Annotated in this window: 20 protein-coding genes and 1 riboswitch; of the genes, 3 read left to right on the forward strand and 17 right to left on the reverse strand. The window is 33.6% G+C overall.

The features are described from left to right. Positions 1-11: 11 nt before the first annotated feature. The gene (locus OCL94_RS09640) at positions 12-482 is read right to left on the reverse strand and encodes a GNAT family N-acetyltransferase (RefSeq protein ID WP_262996711.1); all 471 of its coding nucleotides are present in this window, start codon (positions 480-482) and stop codon (positions 12-14) included. A 258-nt stretch (positions 483-740) separates the two neighbouring features. Between OCL94_RS09640 and OCL94_RS09645 the strand changes: the two genes are divergently transcribed. Further along, positions 741-1,313 carry a winged helix-turn-helix domain-containing protein gene (locus tag OCL94_RS09645; protein ID WP_262996712.1) on the forward strand — a complete coding sequence of 191 codons (573 nt, stop codon included), beginning with the start codon at positions 741-743 and terminating at the stop codon, positions 1,311-1,313. 13 nt (positions 1,314-1,326) lie between these two features. Beyond that, complete coding sequence (locus tag OCL94_RS09650; RefSeq protein ID WP_262996713.1) at positions 1,327-2,547, forward strand: MFS transporter; 1,221 nt, start codon at positions 1,327-1,329, stop codon at positions 2,545-2,547. A gap of 147 nt (positions 2,548-2,694) precedes the next feature. Here the strand turns inward: OCL94_RS09650 and OCL94_RS09655 are convergent, their stop codons facing one another. From OCL94_RS09655 to OCL94_RS09695, 9 genes are all read right to left on the reverse strand, one after another. Next, a complete protein-coding gene (locus OCL94_RS09655) occupies positions 2,695-3,255 on the reverse strand; it encodes an LOG family protein (RefSeq protein WP_262996714.1) in 561 nt (186 codons plus the stop codon). A gap of 10 nt (positions 3,256-3,265) precedes the next feature. Continuing rightward, on the reverse strand, positions 3,266-3,649 hold the full coding sequence (locus OCL94_RS09660; protein ID WP_411268499.1) for an NUDIX hydrolase: 384 nt from the start codon (positions 3,647-3,649) through the stop codon (positions 3,266-3,268). Positions 3,650-3,760: 111 nt separating this feature from the next. After that, positions 3,761-4,258, reverse strand: coding sequence for a GNAT family N-acetyltransferase (locus tag OCL94_RS09665; RefSeq protein WP_262996716.1), 498 nt, complete (start codon positions 4,256-4,258; stop codon positions 3,761-3,763). Between the two features lie 73 nt (positions 4,259-4,331). Continuing rightward, positions 4,332-4,832, reverse strand: coding sequence for a GNAT family N-acetyltransferase (locus OCL94_RS09670; protein WP_262996717.1), 501 nt, complete (start codon positions 4,830-4,832; stop codon positions 4,332-4,334). Between the two features lie 16 nt (positions 4,833-4,848). Beyond that, complete coding sequence (locus OCL94_RS09675) at positions 4,849-5,313, reverse strand: NUDIX hydrolase (protein ID WP_262996718.1); 465 nt, start codon at positions 5,311-5,313, stop codon at positions 4,849-4,851. Between the two features lie 7 nt (positions 5,314-5,320). Beyond that, positions 5,321-5,815, reverse strand: coding sequence for a GNAT family N-acetyltransferase (locus tag OCL94_RS09680; protein ID WP_262996719.1), 495 nt, complete (start codon positions 5,813-5,815; stop codon positions 5,321-5,323). Next, positions 5,790-6,359, reverse strand: coding sequence for a GNAT family N-acetyltransferase (locus tag OCL94_RS09685; RefSeq protein ID WP_262996720.1), 570 nt, complete (start codon positions 6,357-6,359; stop codon positions 5,790-5,792). Before OCL94_RS09685 ends, OCL94_RS09680 begins: the two co-directional genes overlap by 26 nt. 216 nt (positions 6,360-6,575) lie before the next feature. Beyond that, positions 6,576-7,604 (reverse strand): S66 family peptidase, encoded by a 1,029-nt coding sequence (locus tag OCL94_RS09690; RefSeq protein ID WP_262996721.1) that lies wholly within the window; start codon positions 7,602-7,604, stop codon positions 6,576-6,578. Positions 7,605-7,704: 100 nt separating this feature from the next. Continuing rightward, positions 7,705-8,439, reverse strand: a complete 735-nt coding sequence (locus tag OCL94_RS09695) for a MerR family transcriptional regulator (RefSeq protein ID WP_262996722.1) — start codon at positions 8,437-8,439, stop codon at positions 7,705-7,707. Positions 8,440-8,580: 141 nt separating this feature from the next. Here OCL94_RS09695 and OCL94_RS09700 point away from each other — a divergent pair, with 141 nt between their 5' ends. Continuing rightward, positions 8,581-9,792, forward strand: coding sequence for an esterase/lipase family protein (locus tag OCL94_RS09700; protein ID WP_262996723.1), 1,212 nt, complete (start codon positions 8,581-8,583; stop codon positions 9,790-9,792). Between the two features lie 21 nt (positions 9,793-9,813). On the opposite strand, the gene tenA is transcribed toward OCL94_RS09700, so the two are convergent. From tenA to glgB, 7 genes are all read right to left on the reverse strand, one after another. Continuing rightward, complete coding sequence (tenA, locus tag OCL94_RS09705; RefSeq protein WP_262996724.1) at positions 9,814-10,491, reverse strand: thiaminase II; 678 nt, start codon at positions 10,489-10,491, stop codon at positions 9,814-9,816. A gap of 36 nt (positions 10,492-10,527) precedes the next feature. Next, positions 10,528-10,624, reverse strand: a riboswitch (TPP riboswitch). A gap of 88 nt (positions 10,625-10,712) precedes the next feature. Continuing rightward, on the reverse strand, positions 10,713-11,015 hold the full coding sequence (locus OCL94_RS09710; RefSeq protein ID WP_262996725.1) for a hypothetical protein: 303 nt from the start codon (positions 11,013-11,015) through the stop codon (positions 10,713-10,715). 165 nt (positions 11,016-11,180) lie between these two features. Then, positions 11,181-13,586, reverse strand: a complete 2,406-nt coding sequence (locus OCL94_RS09715) for a glycogen/starch/alpha-glucan phosphorylase (RefSeq protein ID WP_262996726.1) — start codon at positions 13,584-13,586, stop codon at positions 11,181-11,183. 10 nt (positions 13,587-13,596) lie between these two features. After that, entirely contained in the window at positions 13,597-14,997 is a 1,401-nt protein-coding gene (locus OCL94_RS09720) for a glycogen synthase (RefSeq protein ID WP_262996727.1), read from the reverse strand. A 19-nt stretch (positions 14,998-15,016) separates the two neighbouring features. After that, positions 15,017-16,120 (reverse strand): glucose-1-phosphate adenylyltransferase subunit GlgD, encoded by a 1,104-nt coding sequence (gene glgD, locus OCL94_RS09725; RefSeq protein WP_262996728.1) that lies wholly within the window; start codon positions 16,118-16,120, stop codon positions 15,017-15,019. After that, complete coding sequence (locus OCL94_RS09730; protein WP_317618555.1) at positions 16,120-17,268, reverse strand: glucose-1-phosphate adenylyltransferase; 1,149 nt, start codon at positions 17,266-17,268, stop codon at positions 16,120-16,122. The genes glgD and OCL94_RS09730 overlap by 1 nt, the downstream gene beginning before the upstream one ends. Before the next feature lie 54 nt (positions 17,269-17,322). Further along, the gene (glgB, locus tag OCL94_RS09735; RefSeq protein ID WP_262996729.1) at positions 17,323-19,245 is read right to left on the reverse strand and encodes a 1,4-alpha-glucan branching protein GlgB; all 1,923 of its coding nucleotides are present in this window, start codon (positions 19,243-19,245) and stop codon (positions 17,323-17,325) included. Positions 19,246-19,424: the final 179 nt, after the last annotated feature.

The raw sequence follows: 19,424 nt of genomic DNA on the forward strand, positions 1-19,424 counted from the left end.
TCTGGGTGAATTTATAAATATTTCTCTAAAACAATTTCATCATTTATTGGAATCCCGCTCTCAGCAATGACTAGTATTTGTGGTTTTATTTCTCTAGCCTCATTAACAGCATTAGGAATTATTTTTATCATTCTAAATCCAAATTTTTGATAGAATTTTAATGCTCTTAAATTATCATTGGTAGTTATTAATTCTATTTTTAACATACAATTTTTATAGGCTAACTGTTCTAAGAACATTATTAACTTAGTACCGATACCTTTGTTTTCAATTAGACTATCTAGCGATATTATTTCGATTGTCTTTTCTTTAATGACATATGTTAATAATCCAATAATTACATCATTTTCAATGTAAATTAATCCTGGTAATGTAGAACAATCATACCGCCCAGATGAAATAATCATTTCTGGTGATCCCCATTTTTCTTTAAACCACTTTATAACTAATTCTCTATTATTATCATTAATAGCTTGAATCATTCAATTATTCCTCTTTCTTATATTTATAAAGTGTTAATTTATCACTTATTTCAGCTTCGCCGTACACTTCCATTTGAATTTTTAATAATTCATCCACTTCTGAATGCTTTGCTCACTCTAATCTAATCATAAAAAAACATCCCTTCTTATGTAATATAGCATAAATTGTTAGAATATTCCCATAAATAATTTGAGAATTTTTAAATTCAGAGTTAAAATAAATTAACCGGTTTATTTCATCTAACTTAGGAGGCCAATATGACACAATTTCAAGTTAATACGTTTGAACAATTAAAATGCATTTCAGATGAATTACGAATGAAAATTTCTATTTTATTAATTGAAAAAGAAATGACTGTTACAGATATCGCTAAACAATTAAATATCCCGAAAGCAAAAATCTATTATCATATGAAAGAATTAGAGAAACACAAAATAATCAAAATGACACATCAAATTCCTGAAGGAAGCAATATACTAAAATATTACCGTGCTACTCACAACGGGTTTAATATCAATCCTGCATTAATTAACAGCGATAATATTCATCCATCCAAAAAAATCATAACAGAACAATTATATAGAACAATTCAAGTATTGAATCAATTTGGAATAATTGAAGATAATCAATATGTAATTTCAACAACACAGCAACTTAGGATTGATAAAAATGAGGTGACAGCATTCAAAGATGAGATTAATCAATTGATTAAAAAATACAGTAAATCAATTGATACTGAGGATGAAATGGAAGGAAAAGAAAAAAATTTATCAAGCAGCTATTATTTTAATCTCACAGCTTTCGAAATAACAAAAGATATATTTGAATAAAAGAGGTGATTCAATGACTTTAAGTCCCTTTCATCAATTATTATTAGGTCGTCTATTTACAAATGCAGCAGATAGTATTTATTTTATTACTTCATCACTATATATATTTGAAATTACGCAAAGTGTAATGATTTCAGGCTTTACTACATCTGCAATGTTAGCAGTAAAATTTACTCAATTATTTTATGGACCAGTAATAGATCACTTTAATGTAAAAAGAATATTGATATTCTCTCAGTGTTCACAATCAATCTTAATGGCGATTTTAGCTATTTGTGTTATGAATCAGAATAATCATTGGTCTCTAATAATCACATTAGTAGTGCTGTCTATGTTATGTGGTGAAGTTTCATACCCAATTAGTAATAAACTCGTACCACAATTGTTATGTAAAGAAAAACGAGTTAAAGGAAATGCGCAGTTGACGTTTGTGAATAATACATTAGATATTGTATTAAACACTGTAATAGCTGGGTTGTTTATCAAATTGGATACACAATTCTTCTATTTTTTCAGTGCAATATTATTCCTATTTGCTGTATTTTTTTATGCCCTTTTACCAGGGGTGAATCAAACCAATTTAGATAAATATGCAAAATTTAATTATTTCAATTCATTACGATCTGGTATTAGGATAGTCACATCATCATATATATGGATATTTATTATTGGTGCTTTTTCAGTAAACTTAGGAATTGGTATCGTTTATGGTGCGTTACCAACGTTAGCTCATGAGATTGATAATCCTGTGTATTACGGGCTTTTTCTGGCAACGATGAGTATTGGAATGATACTCTCTACTTTTATTGCGAATCAATTTAATAACAAAGCGCTCGGTAAATTAATGATATTTCTATTTGTAACTGCAGGTACATCTATAGTTTTAGGATTATTCATACCATTACCATATTATTTATTGTTTTATTGCTTAAGTTGGGTGATGGTAGGAATTGCTAATATTCTTCTAGTAAGTGTAAATCAAAGCATTATTCCGAATGAATATTTAGCGAGAGTCAGTTCAGTATCAAACAGTGTTGGAATATTAGGTTTACCATTAGGTTCCCTACTTGCAGGAATATTATTGAAATATATAAGTGCTATACAGCTTATTTCACTTTCAGGCGTATGTTATTTTGCACTTTCATTGCTCTGGTTATTGATTCCTACTCTTCGCAAACAGAAAGAAATTATGCATATTACTAAAAATGATTTTGGTATAAAATCAAAAAAATAACCACTCATAAGCTGGACATAGCTGAGTGATTATTGAGTAAAAAATAACATAGGCTAGTCACCGTATAAACGGATCTACAGGAGGAGTGTTACCGCACTCCTCTATTCATTTACATTTTACAATGGATAGCTATGAAATGCAAAAATATTAATACTTTCTTATTTCTGCTGGTTTATAGTTTGTTATTACAGATTCTATTTGTTCAATTGAATCAACAAACGCTATTCTTTCTCGATCATCAGCTGTCAAGAACCCTTTATCAACCATATTATCAAAAAATCCAGCTAATAAATCGTAGTAACCACTTTTATTATATAGAATACATGGACGATCATTTTGTCCGATTCTTGACCATGAAATTACTTCAGCGATTTCTTCTAAAGTACCTGGGCCACCAGGTAGCGCAACACATACATCACCAAGAGACAAGATTTTATTTTTACGCTCACTCATATTATCTACAATAACAAGTTCAGTAAGTCCAGGATGTGAGATTTCTCTATCCGCAAGGAACTTTGGCATCACACCAATTACTTCTCCACCATTTTCTAATACAGTATTCGCGATCGTCCCCATTAATCCAACATGACCACCACCATAGACAAGTGTGTGATTATTTTCTGCAATCCATTTCCCGAGTTCAATTGCGTTATCATTAAACACTGTTTCATTTCCTGTACTAGCACCACAATATACGATAATTTTCATTTAAATTCTCCTAATACTTATTTAATTTTTGAATTAAAACTTTTACTGCCGGAGCAATGTTTGTTGTATCATTCATATCTATGTATTGAACATCTGTTATTTCACTTGATTTCTTTATTTGTCCAAGCCCTTCATATGTATAACATCTTAATTCTACTTCATTATCAGTATCAGGATATGCTGGACCTACGATTGTATCTAGGTATGTAAGTTTACTTGTATCTAACTTAACTGATAACTCTTCTTCCATCTCCCTAATTAATGACTCAATATCACTTTCACCCGCTTCGATCTTTCCACCTGGTAAATAATATTTTTCATTTTGCCTTACTTTCACTAAAAGGATTCGATTCTCTTTAATATCAACTAAATTCGCACAAACATATTTAATCAAAGTAGTCACTCCTAAAATTTAACTAATACTAGTATAACAAAACAAAAGAATAAATAATACTTCAGACATCAACAAAATAATAATTAGTACATCGACTAATTTATTATCATATTATAAATCAATCCAAAATCTATGTGTAACGCCACCATCTTCTCTTATATGTGACTGATCCTGTACGCCACCATTGTGTAATATTACTTTTCTACTTGCAATATTATCTTCATCACAGGTTATAAGTGCTTTATCTACATTCAAAGACTTCAAAAATTTTAATGATTCATTTAAAATCTTTGTTGCATAACCTTGACCTCTCTTATCAGGTCTTACGCCATAGCCAACATGACCACCATAGTAAATTAAAAACTCATTTAAATAATGACGAATATTAGAGGAACCTATAATTTTTCCATCTTCAAATAAAAATAATGTAGTATTTAATACTTCATATGAATTTTCACGTTCTTCTAAATTATAAATAAAGTTTTGAAAAGAATCATATCTATTTAGATTTGTAGCCGATGGAACAATACTTTCCTGCTCTTCTCCCCAAGCATTAAAATATTCCATAAATAATATTTCATCATTAATCGTCAGTCTTCTAAATTCCATCTTATTAATCTCCTATTATATTCAGTTAAAAATTCTCGAATACATTTCTGATACTTTCACACGTACATCATTTTCATCTAAACAAAAATACATTGCCTTTCTCTAACACGTCATCAAAAGTTGAGTCCATTTCAAAACCTAATGATTCAGCAGTTTTAATTGATGGGATATTATTATACTTAGTTTGAGCAACAAGTTTATACTTACCTTCAGTTATTTGATTTACGTGATTAATGATTTCATTCGCCGCTTCTTTAACGAACCCCTTTCTCGTTTTATTTGAATTAATACGATAATAAATATTTAAATACGTATTATCAAGTATAGTATTAAATTTCAATCCACAGACACCAAATATTTCTTGGTCTATTTTATCTATTAATACATAATAACCAAATCCATGGTGTTCATGATGCATTATCCATTCTTTAACCCCATCAGTAAATTTATCAATATCTGTATCAGGTCCCTTAGGATTAAATTTTTGATTTTCTGGATCATTATGAATTGCAAATAATGCGTCAACATCATGAAGCGTTGGTGCTTTAATTATTAATCGATTAGTTTCAAGCATATAAACTCTCCTTTAATTAGTAAATATTTATTTCATTGTTACCATTCACCCAATCAGAAACAAATGCTTTATGTGGTGGGTTAATTTCAATATTCATTATTTCCTCACGAGATACAAATCTTAATTTTTTAGACTCTTTAGAAATCGTTAATTCACCATCATAATGTTTAGTATAAAACACAATTGTTACTGAATAAACTTCATCGCCATTAGGATAAGTCACCATGTAATCCTCACCAGAATATATACCAAACAAGGTAATCTCTCTTGGAATTAAACCTGTCTCTTCTGTTACTTCTCTTATTGCAGCATCTTTTACCTTTTCTCCGATTTCAATCAATCCACCGGGTATTCCCCATAGTCCATTATCTGCTCTTTGTTCTAACAGAATCTTTTCATCTTGTTCAACAATCACACCTGAACCAATTACAATTAAACAATCATGCCCAACATGTTGTCTCATCTTTTGTATATAGTTCATAATTCACCTACACCAATTTACTCATATAGTATTCATCATAATATTTCTCATTAATCTTCAATGATCGTCGTTTAGTACCTTCTATTTCAAATCCGCTTTTTTGATACAAATAAACACCTGCTTCATTCTCGGTTACAACAGTTAATTCTAATCTCGTTATACCAACAGTCTTGGCCCACTGTTCAACCGCTTCAAACAGTAGAGTTCCAATACCTTGTCCTCTAACTTCTTGATGTACGCCAATAACTAGATATGCCGTGTGTTTATTTCGTAATGAAGTATTGCCTATCGCGATGAGATAACCACATAATCCATCATTATCAGCAACTAATAATGTGCTATTAGATTGATTATTAAAATGCTCAATCATTTTTATTTGTTTCTCAACACTATTATTACGCTCTCCAGGTTCCATTAACATAAAGTTAGATGTCGATTCAACATGGTCTATTAATTTCATTAATTGTTCAGCATCTTTATCTGTCGCATGTCTTATGATCATTTTGAACCTCCCACTCACTTCTCAGCATCCCCATTTTTATGGCATCATAATACTTTCCATTAACTATTCTCGCATCACGAATTCTTGCCTCTTCGATCATCCCAACTTTTCCTGCTAATTTCATCATGCGAACATTCCCAGACCATGTTGATATTCCGATCCGGTGTAAATCACTATGATTAAAGATATAATCAATCCATTGCTTGAATGCAGAGGTACCATAACCTCCACTCCAATAATCAGGATTATAAATACATATTCCAATTTCCATCCAATTTGTTTCAGAACTCACCCAGTAAGCATGTAATGTTCCTAGAAATTGTCCTTCGTGAATGATATACATTGATCTCGGAATACCTTGATAGAGATATTCAATTTTAAGTGGCTTGCTTACGTATTCCTTCTTCGATAATTCCGTCGTTGATCTTGCATAATACGGCCCATTCCACTTTGCTGATTCTTGTACCTCATCTTCATATAACCAATAATATAAATCAGCAATAAATTCTTTATTTGGTAAAATGATAGATACTTTATTAGACATATTGACCTCCAGAATTTATATAACTTTTATGAACAATTTATTTTCAGGATACATCTTATCAATTTCATCGTATTCAGATATCGTTATCCATTTTATTCATTCAAATTCTCTAACTTATCACCTACCTATATTTCTTTATTAAATGTTACCTTATTATCTGATTTTTCGAAAGAGTCTATCTTTTGTTCTATCTATAAAAAAACCAGCCAAGGCTGGTTATACTACTGCATTTTCTAAAATAATAAATGTCTTATTTTCAGTATCAATTTCTGCGACCACACCATAGGGTATGATGCATTTCGGTTCATTATGGCCAAAGCTTGCATTATATAGCACAGGCAAGTCGTCTCGATTTATTTCTTTTAGTACTTTCTGAAATACCGCTTTAATTTCTTCATAATACACCCCGTCTTGCGGTCTACCTATAATCAAGCCACTGATACGGTCCAATATGCCCATCACCGATAACTTGCGTATATATTGCTCAAGTACTGCGGGTTCTGTATGTTGCTCTGATGTTTCAAGAAATAATATGGCATCATTAAATGCTGATATTTCAGGAAAGTACTTTGTCCCCGTCAGTAATATGAGTGATTCCACACATCCACCAATCAGTTGTCCTTGACACTTCCCATGACCATTAATCACTTCATAGCCTTCATTAAGTAATTTCTCGCGTTCAAAGTCTTTTGCAATTTCATCCCATAGTAAGCCAAATTTTCTTATATAATCTGATGGTCTAACTTCACCAATGATATCACTTGAGAAAAGGGTATTTATTATATGATTCACTGTATAATCATCCATTGCTATGTTCTCTGCAAAATCAGTGAGTAATGCTGGTCCATAAAACGTTGTTATACCATGTTGATAGAAATACAAATGCTGTACTGTCGTATCTGAATAGCCCATAAAGATTTTGGGATTGTTTTTAAATGCAGTCATATCGATATATGGCATTATTCTTACAGATTCCGTTCCACCTATCGTACAGATTATAGCAGTAACTTCAGGATCTAATACTGCTTGATTAAAGTCTTCTGCTCTTTTTTCCGGATGATGGTATAGATAGTCATTTCCTTTCAATGCATTTGGCATCACTTTAAATTTTAATCCAAATACTGTTTCAAGTCGTTCTAATCCTTGTTTTGTTCTCCACACAAAATCATCTTCTCCAGCCATACCACTGGATAAAGATACTATAGCAACAGTATCACCTTTATTTATTTTTTTTGGTTTTGTCATACGTGCCACCTTTAATTTTATTTGTTACTTTTATTTTATATTATATTAAGGGTATTTTAAAGGTGTGGACAATATTAATTACTTGAATAAGTATTTCATTTTAAGAATGAATCGTTGCATAGTATTTCATCGCTTCACTTATAAATTGTGCAAGATTGTCTCCATATTGATTTATATTTTGAGTAAATCTTTCATCGAAAATATACATATCTCCTAATCCATAAAATGCATCATATGTGTAATTCCCAAAATTCTTATTTAAGAAATGAAAAAAATTATCCGTGTGTTCTAATACTTTCTCATCTTCAACTGGGTAGTTTTTCAACTGATTAAACGCTATAAATATATTCATCCATTCTTGTCCAAGTTGCTCTATTTCATGTTGATTTAAGCGATCTAACTTTTGTTGTGATGTATCTACTGCCTCATCACCAAATTTTTCTCGTGCTTCTTGTTCGTATTGATTATCTTTAAAATTGATACCATTTAATTTCTCTTTAGCTGTCATCAATATCCCTCTTTCCTTTGATTCAATTGTTTTATCAATCAATTCAATAAGGTGTCCAGTATGTTTTTGTTTATCTAATAATTTTTTTCGTTGCGCCCTTAAATGACCGATGTGACTATGATGTTCATTCATTATTTTCTGAATTTCCTTTAGTGGCATTTCAAGTGTCCTATAGAATAAAATAATCTGAAGTTTGTCGATATCATCTTGTGAATATATTCTATACCCTTGTTCATTCTTATTAGGTATAAGCAGACCGATTTTATCATAATGATGTAACGTCCGCACACTTACACCTGATAATCGAGCAACCTGGCTTATTTTCATTGCGTCATCCCCTTTCAAGTTCAATATAAACGATAACCTTACGTCATAGTCAACTGTTTAATCAATCGGAAATCTTTTTTTGATGGTATAATAGGCTTTAATTATAATAAGTGAACTATATTTAAATAAGGAGTTATCATTATGCGTAAACGACTCACAACACGATTAATGAACCGAGCACCATTATTAGTCGAAGATGCGCCCATTCCACCACATAAGCGAAATAAAGCGCCTATTATACTTGTACATGGATTCGCTGGTTTTGCTAGAGATAATACGCCACACGGATTAATGCCTTATTGGGGCGGGCTTAAAGTGAATATTACTGAAACTTTAAAAATTGAAGGCTATGACATTTATGAGGCGAGTATAGGTTCAATGAGTTCCAATTATGATCGTGCAGTTGAACTGTATTATTTTATTAAAGGCGGTCGTGTAGATTATGGTGCTTATCATAGTAAAAAATTTGGTCATCATCGATTTGGTAAGACCTATGACGGCATATTTCCAGATTGGCAACCTGGACAAAAAGTTCATCTCATCGGTCATAGTATGGGTGGCCAGACAATTCGGCTTTTAGAACATATGTTACGCTTTGGACAACCAGAAGAAATTGAGTATGCCAAATCACACCAAGTAAAGATTTCTCCCCTATTTCAAGGTGGGAAAGATGATATGATCAATACAATAACGACAATCGGTACACCTCATAACGGAACATTTGTTGCTGATCGCATCGGTAAATCGAATCTAATAAAATCATTTTTTTATCGACTGATTGAAAATGAAGGACGCTCGACATTTAAAGTCGATTGGGGGTTTGGTCAATGGGATTTAAGACAGCAAAAAAGTGAAAGTTATTTAGCTTATATAAAACGTGTGAGATCAAATCAACTTTGGAATACAACTGATAATGGCTTTTACGACTTAACGATACAAGGGGCAAAAGCTTTAAATCAACAATTGTCTATCAACCCAAATATACGATATAAAAGTTATTCAACAGTTGCAACACATAAAAGTTTGTTTACAAATTTACAAATAGTAAACGTTGGGATGTTTGCGCCGTTTTACTTAACAGGCATTATCGGTACTTTCTCAGGGACTAAAGAATGGTGGGAAAATGATGGTTTAGTACCTGCAATATCCGCTGAAGCACCGTTCACTGAACCTAAATTATATCATGAGCAATACAAAATTGAACGCGGTGTCTGGCATGTTGTTCCTAGAATGTATGGTTGGGATCATATGGACCAAATCGGTGGGAATATGACGAATTTATTGCATACCCCATATGAACTGATTGATTTTTATCGAACATTAGTAAAGGAACTTGTCTTATTCGAACAATAAAAACCTAGGCAGAACCTAGGTTTATTTTTGGGGAATTGGCCATTCTTCAAGATACTCACACATATCCCAAAACATATATTCAAAGTAACTTGTCTTAACAATAATTTCTTCTAGTTCAGCAAGTTCAGTTTCAGGTTTACCTTCTGTTAACTGATTCATTAAACGCTTAGCATCTTCAGTCAGTGCAGTGAATTCCTCACCAGAATACGTTGTAACCCATTCATGATAAGGATTATTGACTGATAATGCGTTGGGTACTTTTGATAAATGTTGACCGATAAAGTTATAACTCCATGCACATGCAAGTAAACACGCAACAACATGTTCCGGACCACCGCGCTGTGCATGATTGAGCATATAACTTGTGTATGCTGTATTGACTGCTGATGCATCCGTCGCTTCTAATTGTTCTTTCGTTATTTCAAATTGTTTCGCGAAACGACGATGTAAGTCCATCTCCATAAATAATGTGCCATGTAACAAATTCGCAAAGAGACCCATTGTCTCTAAATCACGAGATTTCGCACTACCAATTGCCATTAACTTTGCATATTCTATTAAGTATACATAATCCTGCTTGAGCCATTGCTGAAACTTTTCCTGATGTAAAGTACCATCCCCTAATCCGATGACAAACGGATGTTCTAAATAAGAATGCCAGATAGGCTCAACACGATTCCAAATTCGATCTGTAAACATATTAACCTCCTAAAAAATACCTATACACATAGGGTATAGGTATTCAGCCCACTTCCCTACGATGGAATTAACCAACAGGTTCAAAGGGTCGGATAAATCCTCTCAGCATCAATGTGCACCCCTAGTGTATAGATGATATTATTTTATTAAATAATAACAATAAATCAATGACTATAAAAATTTAATATCATTGATTGTTCGTATACAGAATAGTGCCTTGACTATTCTCCAACAACTGCTTTATAGCTTTTCACAAATGCTTTTGCTTCTTGGCGGTTCACTTGATCAAACAACCACGATTCACCGTTTTTTTCCATTATCGCGATACGGAATGGGACAGTTGAGATGCCGCTTTTGATACTTTTTATTTCATCTAATAAAAAAGTATCCTTTACTTCGGTTCCTGCTAATGGACCTTGTGCTTCAAAGGTAATGATATCATCATATAAATTTAATTTACCTGGTACTAAAGTTGATCGATATAAAGACATCGATGCATTGACACTCATGATATGTTTAGTCATTTTATCCACACCTTCCCTTTATTTAAATTATATCAAATGCAATATTATAAATATATTAATACGTTATAGCAGGCAAGTGGATGTTATCCATAACGATTCCGCTAAATCTCTCGATAATGTATCCTAAAAAAGCCAACCCCGTTTCTAAGGTTGGCTACATCAATCTTATACTAACTTCCAAATATCAGTTGCATATTGCTGGATTGTTCTATCACTTGAGAATTGTCCTGATTTCAGGATATTCATTAAACTCATTTGATTCCATTTCTTCTTATCCTGATATGTTGCCATCGCAGTTAAGTGAATATCAACATAAGAATTGAAGTCTTTTAATAAGAAGTATGGATCATTATTCGTTAATACGTGGTAGTATAAATCATTAAATGCAAAGTCGCGACCAAATTGACCGTTCTTAAGTGCATCCATTGCTCCACGTACACGTGCATCTGTTTGATAGATCGCTTCTGCCTGATAACCACCATTGTTCTGGTAGTTAATCACTTCTTCTGAACTTAATCCAAAGATAAAGATATTTTCCTTACCTACTAATTCAGCGATTTCAACGTTCGCACCATCCATTGTTCCTAATGTCACGGCACCGTTCATCATCATCTTCATGTTACCTGTTCCTGAAGCTTCCATTGATGCTGTTGAAATTTGTTCAGAGATTTCTGCTGCTGGCATAATGTCCTCAGCTAATGTTACGTTGTAGTTTTCTAAGAATACAACTTTAATTCTATTATCAACATCTGCATCGTTATTCACTACATTACCTACTGCATGAATCAATTTAATGATTTCTTTTGCAATATGATAGCTTGGTGCAGCTTTCGCACCAAAGATAAATGTTCTTGGTTGTATTTTAATAGATGGTTTGCGTTTAATTTCATTATATAGATAGATTATGTGTAAAACATTTAATAATTGACGTTTGTATTCATGGAGACGTTTAACTTGTACGTCAAATACTGAGTGTTCATCGACTTCAATACCTGTTTTTTGATAAATAACTTCTTTTAATACGCGTTTATTCTCTATCTTTACATCAGCTAAATGATTCAGGAATACTTCATCATTATAATAGCGCATTAATTGTGTCAATTCCTGCGGTGATTTATGCCATGCATCCCCAATTGCATCATTGATTAAATGTGTTAACCCAGGGTTTGCTGTCATTAACCAGCGACGGTGTGTAATCCCATTCGTCTTATTATTAAATTTCTCAGGTTGAATGCGATAGAAATCATTGAAAGTATGGTCTTTAATAATTTCTGAATGCAGCGCTGCTACTCCATTCACAGAGAACGAGCCAACAATTGCCAATTTACTCATATGCACTAAATCATTACTAATCACTGCAAGATCAGCAATTTTGTCATGCATTTCTGGATGTTTTTCATATACTTCACGACAGAAGCGTTCGTTAATTTCATTAATAATCATAAAGATTCTTGGATTAACTTTTTGAACCTGGCTGACTGGCCATTTCTCTAATGCTTCCTGCATAATCGTATGGTTAGTATATGCAAATGTTTTCGTAACAATTGCCCACGCTTCGTCCCAACCTAATCCTTCCTCATCCATTAAGATGCGCATTAATTCAGGAATCCCAAATGTCGGATGCGTATCATTAATTTGAATACAATGATATTCATGGAACTTCGTTACTGGTAAATTATATTTCTCTTTAAATTGTTTAATTAACGTTTGAATCGTTGATGATACTAAGAAATACTGCTGCTTTAAACGTAAGAAACGACCTTCTTCTGTAGAATCATCTGGATATAAGAAGCCTGAAATACGTTCAACATTTTGCATATGTTCAAGTCGGTTCTTATAATCACCATGGTCAATCACTTCAGACGGTAATTCAGCACTCCATAAACGTAATTGGTTCACAACATCGTTATCATAACCTACTACACCTACATCATAAGGTACAGCTAATACTGTTTCCTGGTTATGGTACGTAAACTTAAAGTTACCGGCTTCATCCACTTCAGTCGTAACTTCTCCACCGAAATGTACATGCATTGCTTCATCAATCTTACGCGTTTCCCATGGATATACTTCTTGCAGCCAGTTATCCGGCAATTCAATTTGATTACCATTAACAATACGTTGTTCAAATAATCCGTAGCGATAACGGATACCGAAACCATTGCCTAAATAGCCCAAACTTGCAATTGAATCTAAGAAACATGCTGCTAAACGGCCTAAACCACCGTTACCTAAACCTGCATCATTCTCTTCACTATAAACTTTTTTAGGGTCTCTTCCTAATTCAATTAATACTTCATTACAAACATCTAATAAACCTGCATTGAGTAAGTTACTTTCAATTAAACGACCAATAAGAAATTCCATTGATAAATAGTTGATTTGACGTTTCTTTTGCTGTATATTTGCTTTTTTCGTTTCAACACTCGCTTGGTTGATTTCATCTTTTAATATTGAACAAATCGCATAAAACAAATCTGTATCTGTTGTGTCCTCTAATGTTGCTGTTCGCTTGTTCGTTAATTTCATCTCCAGGCGTTCACGGAATTCTGTTTTTGAATATGTTTTCATTGAAGTCTCCTTAATAGATCTCTAGATATTTTTGTGCTGAAGCAGTCCAGCTATGGTTAACTTTAGCAATATTTTTTATTAAAGCTTTATATTGTTCTTTATTATGGAACACTGATAATGATGCATTTAATCGATCCAGTAATTCATGGGCATTATAATTTGCAAATGTTAATCCAGTACCTTCATAGGTTTCGAAATTAAATGGTTTAACCGTATCGCGTAATCCACCCGTTTCACGTACAATCGGAATTGATTTATATTGCAGTGCAATCAACTGGCTTAATCCACATGGCTCAAACAATGACGGCATTATAAAGAAGTCGCTCGCTGCGTATATTTCACGAGAGAAAGCTTCATTAAAGCCTAAATGTAAGCTCACTTTATCTGGATATTTATCGCTTAAATAATGGAAGTATTGTTCATAGCGATGCTCTCCATTGCCAAGAATAACAACTTGAACATCTTGTTGAATAAATTCTTCAAAAATGCGCATCACTAAATCTAAACCTTTTTGCTCTACCATACGAGTGATAATTGCATACATCGGAATCTCTTTATTCACTGGCAAACCTATTTTCTCTTGTAATATCGCTTTATTGTCATGTTTCTTCGGAATTGAACTTTTAAATTTCACTGGAATTGCTGGATCTTTCATTGAATGATAGTCATCGACATCAATTCCATTTACGATACCAATTAAATCATGATGACGCATATTCAGTAAATCTTCTAATCCTTCACCATAATAAGGTGTCTTAATTTCTTCTGCATAACTTGGTGACACAGTAGTAATCTTATCCGCATGGAAGATTCCTGCCTTCATCAAATTCAGCATACCGCCCCATTCAAATCCAGCAAAGTGCGAACGGTCTAAATTAAAGACATCTTCAAAGGCATCATACATCAGCAATCCTTGATATTTAATGTTATGAATTGTAAATACGGTCTTAATCCCTTCAACCGGACGCTTAATATTACAAATCGCAACTGCTGCACCAGCTTGCCAGTCATGCCCATGTAATACATCTGGCTTAAAGTCAGAACGATAAATAAATTCTATTACAGCATTTGAGAAGAACACATAGCGCTCGCCATCATCTTCATAACCGTACATCCCGTCACGACCGAAATACTGCAAATTATCGATAAAGTAATATTTAATACCTTCAAGTGTTAACGATAATATACGTGTATATTGAAAGCGCCAGCCAACAGGTGTTTGAAAGACCATTTCTTCTTCGAGCATATCACGATATTCTTTTTTTAGACTTGCATACATCGGTAATACAACGCGTACTTCACACGCTTTTGTTTGATTTAAATATTTCGGAAGACTGCCGATTACATCCGCAAGTCCTCCAGATTTAAAGAATGGTGTGCATTCTGAAGCCACAAACAATACTTTTTTCATTATTTTTTCCAACTTTCTGTTAAATTGTTTGTCGTTTGGCAACTACAAATGGTTTATCTTTAGAACCAATTAATTTCTGGTGTTCATTCACAATAACATCTTTATCTAAAATAACATTTTCAATATATGCATCTTTATGGATACAGCAGTTCGTCATTATGATTGCATTCTTAATCACTGCACCTTCAGCAACTTCAACCCCACGGTATAGAATACTGTTCTCTACATGACCTGCAATGACACATCCATTAGCAACTGTAGAATTTTTAACGACACAGCCGTCTTTGTATTTCGTCGGTGGTTGATTTGAAATTTTTGTTTTAATACGATTCTCTTTCATGAATATTTTCTTATATTTATCTGGATCTAATATATCTAAATTACATTTATAGAATGCTTTCAAAGAATTAATATACATCGTTGTTTCTTCAATATCGAAAAACGTTACTTTGATTTCATGCATACGTTCCTGAATACCATGTAAAAAGAAATTCTCTTTATAGTTTTGAATACAGAAATCCATAATTTCAAATAGTTTATCTTTCTTAATAATATAAGTTCCCGTAAAGATATGATGATTTCCTTGATCATGATTTAAAAATATAACGCGATCGCCCTCATTATTGACACGAAGTAACGGGCTATGCATTTCATCTAATTGTTCTTTATGCTCTGTAATTAATGTGACATCAGCATCACTCTCGATATGGTGTTTAAATGCATCACAGAAATCAGTATTCGCAATAAACTGTGAACCTGAAATAATCACATCTGTTGCTTTTGAACGTAAGAAGAAATCACGGTTGTTATGGAAATGTCTTAAATCTCCACGTGAAATATCTGTCGGATCATGCCAGTCAGGAGGTAATACGAATAATCTTGATTGACGATCATCTAGTCCAAAGTTATCGCCATTTTCTAAATGGTCCATTAATGAGCGGTATTTCTGGTTTACAAAGAGTGCAACTTCTTTCGCACCACTATTCACCATATTTGATAGGCTGAAATCAACAAGACGATAACGGCCTGCAAATGGAACACTCGCACCATTTCTGAAATAAGTTAATTCTTCTAAAAAATCATGTTCATTCTCTAAATTGATTAATCCCATTAATGATCTCATTACTTTGTCCCCCCTGTATACTCACTTAAATTATCTGGACCGATGACGATTGGTTCGTCACATTGTGTGCCATCAATTACTGTGCCGTCTGGAATTACGATTTTGTTCATAATAATCGCTTTATCAATCTTACAGTGCTCACCGATCACAGTTTTCGGATGAATGATAGCATCTTTTATGTGAGAACCTTTGCCCACTGTCACTTCACTAAACAATACAGAATGTTCTACATGACCAAATATAAATGACCCCGGGCAAATTAAAGAATCAGTAATATTCGCTTCACCACCAATAAATTGTGGTGGTAAGTTCGCTTCATGTGAGAATGTTGGCCACGTCTTACTATTTAATAATTCAGATAAATCTTCATTTAATAAATCCATATTCGCTTCCCAGTAAGACTGAATTGTACCAACGTCTTTCCAGTATCCTTCAAAGCGGTATGCATATAACAATTTATTGTCTGCTAACATTTTCGGAATAATATCATTTCCGAAATCATGTTCAGAATTTGTATCTTTCTCATCTGCAATTAAATACTCACGTAAAACTTTCCAGTTAAAGATATAAATCCCCATCGATGCTAAATTATTTTTCGGTACGGCTGGCTTTTCATCAAACTCATAAATCTTTAAGTCATCTTCCGTATTTAATATACCGAATCGGCTCGCTTCTTCAAACGGTACTTCTATAACTGAAATTGTTGCATCTGCATTTTTCGCTTTATGATGCTCAAGCATCGCCTGATAATCCATTTGATAAATATGGTCACCAGAAAGAATTAATAAATATTCCGGGTCATATTGATCGATGAAATGAATATTTTTCGTAATGGCGTCTGCTGTTCCTTCAAACCACGATGCGCCTGTTTGATCTGCAAAGGGTGCTAATACTGTAACGCCGCCCTCTTGTTTATCTAACGACCATGGTTTACCCATCCCAATATGACGATTTAACATCAGCGGTGCATATTGTACCAGTACACCGACTGTATGAATATTTGAATTCGCTAAATTACTTAACGTAAAATCTATAATTCTATATTTACCACCAAATGGTACTGCAGGTTTCGCCACTTTTTTCGTTAATTGACCTAACCTTGTACCTTTACCACCTGCTAATAACATCCCTACTATTTCTTTCGCCATATTGATAACCCCTATTCCTATATTATTTATATTGTCTTGCAAAAATCTCTTTGTTTATTTACTTTTTCTCTCTTTGACTTTCTTATAAATAACAAAACCTAATGGTGGTATTTTCCCCTGGATTGAATGACTTAAACCATGCATCGGATGAGGTTGACTAAATAAATACTTTGATATGATCTGGTTTGAACCACCATACTGCTTCGCATCAGAATTAAATAATTCACGATATTTACCAGGATGTGTCACACCGACTTTGAAGTCATAATACACTTCAGGTGAAAAATTTAATACAATTACTAATTCCGTACCATCCGCAGCGCGCCTAATATAACTTAATATACGTTGTTCATGATTATCTGCATCAATCCATTGAAAGCCTTTCGGGTCATAATCGAGTTCAAATAATGCTTTCTCTCTCAAATAAAGCTGATTAACGTCTCGAATAAATGTACGCAGCCCATCATGAATCGGATATTTCAATAAGAACCAATCGACTTGTTCCTTATCTTTCCATTCAGCATACATACCAATTTCACTACCCATAAAGTTTAACTTCTTACCAGGTTGTGTTAACTGATATCCATAGAGCAAACGATATTGTGCAAATTTACGCCATTCATCCCCAGGCATCTTATCAAGCATTGATAATTTACCATGCACAACTTCATCATGTGAAAACGGTAAAATATAATGTTCATTATAGCGATACATCATCGGGAAATTTAAATGTGTATGATGCGCCTGACGCGCTTCCGGTACTATTTCGAAATAATCCAGCGTATCATGCATATATCCTAAATCCCATTTATAATCGAAGCCAAAGCCGCCTTCTGATACAGGTGTCGTAATAGAAGTAATATCTGAGGAATCTTCCGCAATCATAATCGCATGCGGTGCGTTATAATGAATCTCCTGATTCAACTTCTTAATAAAAGCGACCGCTTCTTTATGTTCACTCGTACCATCTTCATTAAAGATTTGTTCACCCGGTTCAAAATTCTCGAAATTTAAATCGGTCATACTATGCACTGCATCAACGCGTAATCCATCAATATGATATTCATTCAACCAGAACAATGCATTTGAAATTAAGAAACTCTGTACTTCCGTACGACCAAAATCAAATGTTAACGTGCCCCAGTTACGTTTCTCAGCACGGTATGGATCTGGATGTTCAAATAATGGTGTTCCGTCAAACATACGCAATCCGTGATCATCTTTACAAAAATGTGCAGGTACCCAGTCTAAAATGACGCCAATACCTTTCTGATGACATTGATCAACAAAATATTTGAAGTCTTGTGGTGTTCCGTAACGTGACGTCGGCGCGTAATAACCAGTCACTTGATACCCCCAGCTTAAATCAAATGGATGCTCAGTCACGGGCATGATTTCAATATGGGTATACCCCATAGTTTTCACATATGGAATCAACGCTTCTGCCATTTCACGATACGTATAGTACGTTTTGTCAGTATATGAGTCTATCGTATCTTTATCTGTACGTTCGATGTCATGCTTCTTCCATGTACCTAAATGTACTTCGTATATATTCATCGGGCGTGCCAGATGTTGATTTACCTGTTGCTGTTTCATCCATCGGGCATCGTTCCAGTCATAATCGATATTACGTACGATGGATGCCGTTCGTGGTCTCTTTTCAGCGTAGAATGCGTAAGGGTCCGCTTTTAAAAATGACGGCCCTGTATGAGGTGTTATACGATATTTGTATACGGTATGCTCTTTGACTTTAAATGTTCCCGTAAATAAACCACTCTCTTCAACGCGCTTTAGTTCAAAATCTTTACCCGTCCAATTATTCTCATTTAGAGCGACTGCAACTGATACAGCGTTTGGCGCCCATACCGTAAATGTTGTTGCATGCGCTGCTTTATCATAATGTGCGCCTAAAAATGAGTATGATTTGTAATGTGTGCCTTGATGAAATAAAAACTTATCTAAATCTGTTATCATCCGTTCACCCCTAACAGGCTTATTCTCTATACAACATTTATTATATGATAATTTTGTAAAAATTACGTCAATTAGTGTAAATTAACGCTAAGATATCTTTACAACTTTGTTAACATGTATAGAGATAAGCACGTTCACTTGAATTTATTATTTGTTCTTCTCTTCAGTATACATCTGTT

Source organism: Macrococcus capreoli (genome assembly GCF_025628935.1).
Taxonomy (GTDB): Bacteria; Bacillota; Bacilli; order Staphylococcales; family Staphylococcaceae; genus Macrococcoides; species Macrococcoides capreoli.

Bases quoted from the DNA above. Each gene is read 5' to 3' on its own strand.
- OCL94_RS09640 (WP_262996711.1), bottom strand. From the start codon at position 482: ATGATTCAAGCTATTAATGATAATAATAGAGAATTAGTTATAAAGTGG.
- OCL94_RS09645 (WP_262996712.1), top strand. From the start codon at position 741: ATGACACAATTTCAAGTTAATACGTTTGAACAATTAAAATGCATTTCA.
- OCL94_RS09650 (WP_262996713.1), top strand. From the start codon at position 1,327: ATGACTTTAAGTCCCTTTCATCAATTATTATTAGGTCGTCTATTTACA.
- OCL94_RS09655 (WP_262996714.1), bottom strand. From the start codon at position 3,255: ATGAAAATTATCGTATATTGTGGTGCTAGTACAGGAAATGAAACAGTG.
- OCL94_RS09665 (WP_262996716.1), bottom strand. From the start codon at position 4,258: ATGGAATTTAGAAGACTGACGATTAATGATGAAATATTATTTATGGAA.
- OCL94_RS09670 (WP_262996717.1), bottom strand. From the start codon at position 4,832: ATGCTTGAAACTAATCGATTAATAATTAAAGCACCAACGCTTCATGAT.
- OCL94_RS09675 (WP_262996718.1), bottom strand. From the start codon at position 5,313: ATGAACTATATACAAAAGATGAGACAACATGTTGGGCATGATTGTTTA.
- OCL94_RS09680 (WP_262996719.1), bottom strand. From the start codon at position 5,815: ATGATCATAAGACATGCGACAGATAAAGATGCTGAACAATTAATGAAA.
- OCL94_RS09685 (WP_262996720.1), bottom strand. From the start codon at position 6,359: ATGTCTAATAAAGTATCTATCATTTTACCAAATAAAGAATTTATTGCT.
- OCL94_RS09690 (WP_262996721.1), bottom strand. From the start codon at position 7,604: ATGACAAAACCAAAAAAAATAAATAAAGGTGATACTGTTGCTATAGTA.
- OCL94_RS09695 (WP_262996722.1), bottom strand. From the start codon at position 8,439: ATGAAAATAAGCCAGGTTGCTCGATTATCAGGTGTAAGTGTGCGGACG.
- OCL94_RS09700 (WP_262996723.1), top strand. From the start codon at position 8,581: ATGCGTAAACGACTCACAACACGATTAATGAACCGAGCACCATTATTA.
- tenA (WP_262996724.1), bottom strand. From the start codon at position 10,491: ATGTTTACAGATCGAATTTGGAATCGTGTTGAGCCTATCTGGCATTCT.
- OCL94_RS09710 (WP_262996725.1), bottom strand. From the start codon at position 11,015: ATGACTAAACATATCATGAGTGTCAATGCATCGATGTCTTTATATCGA.
- OCL94_RS09715 (WP_262996726.1), bottom strand. From the start codon at position 13,586: ATGAAAACATATTCAAAAACAGAATTCCGTGAACGCCTGGAGATGAAA.
- OCL94_RS09720 (WP_262996727.1), bottom strand. From the start codon at position 14,997: ATGAAAAAAGTATTGTTTGTGGCTTCAGAATGCACACCATTCTTTAAA.
- glgD (WP_262996728.1), bottom strand. From the start codon at position 16,120: ATGAGATCATTAATGGGATTAATCAATTTAGAGAATGAACATGATTTT.
- OCL94_RS09730 (WP_317618555.1), bottom strand. From the start codon at position 17,268: ATGGCGAAAGAAATAGTAGGGATGTTATTAGCAGGTGGTAAAGGTACA.
- glgB (WP_262996729.1), bottom strand. From the start codon at position 19,245: ATGATAACAGATTTAGATAAGTTTTTATTTCATCAAGGCACACATTAC.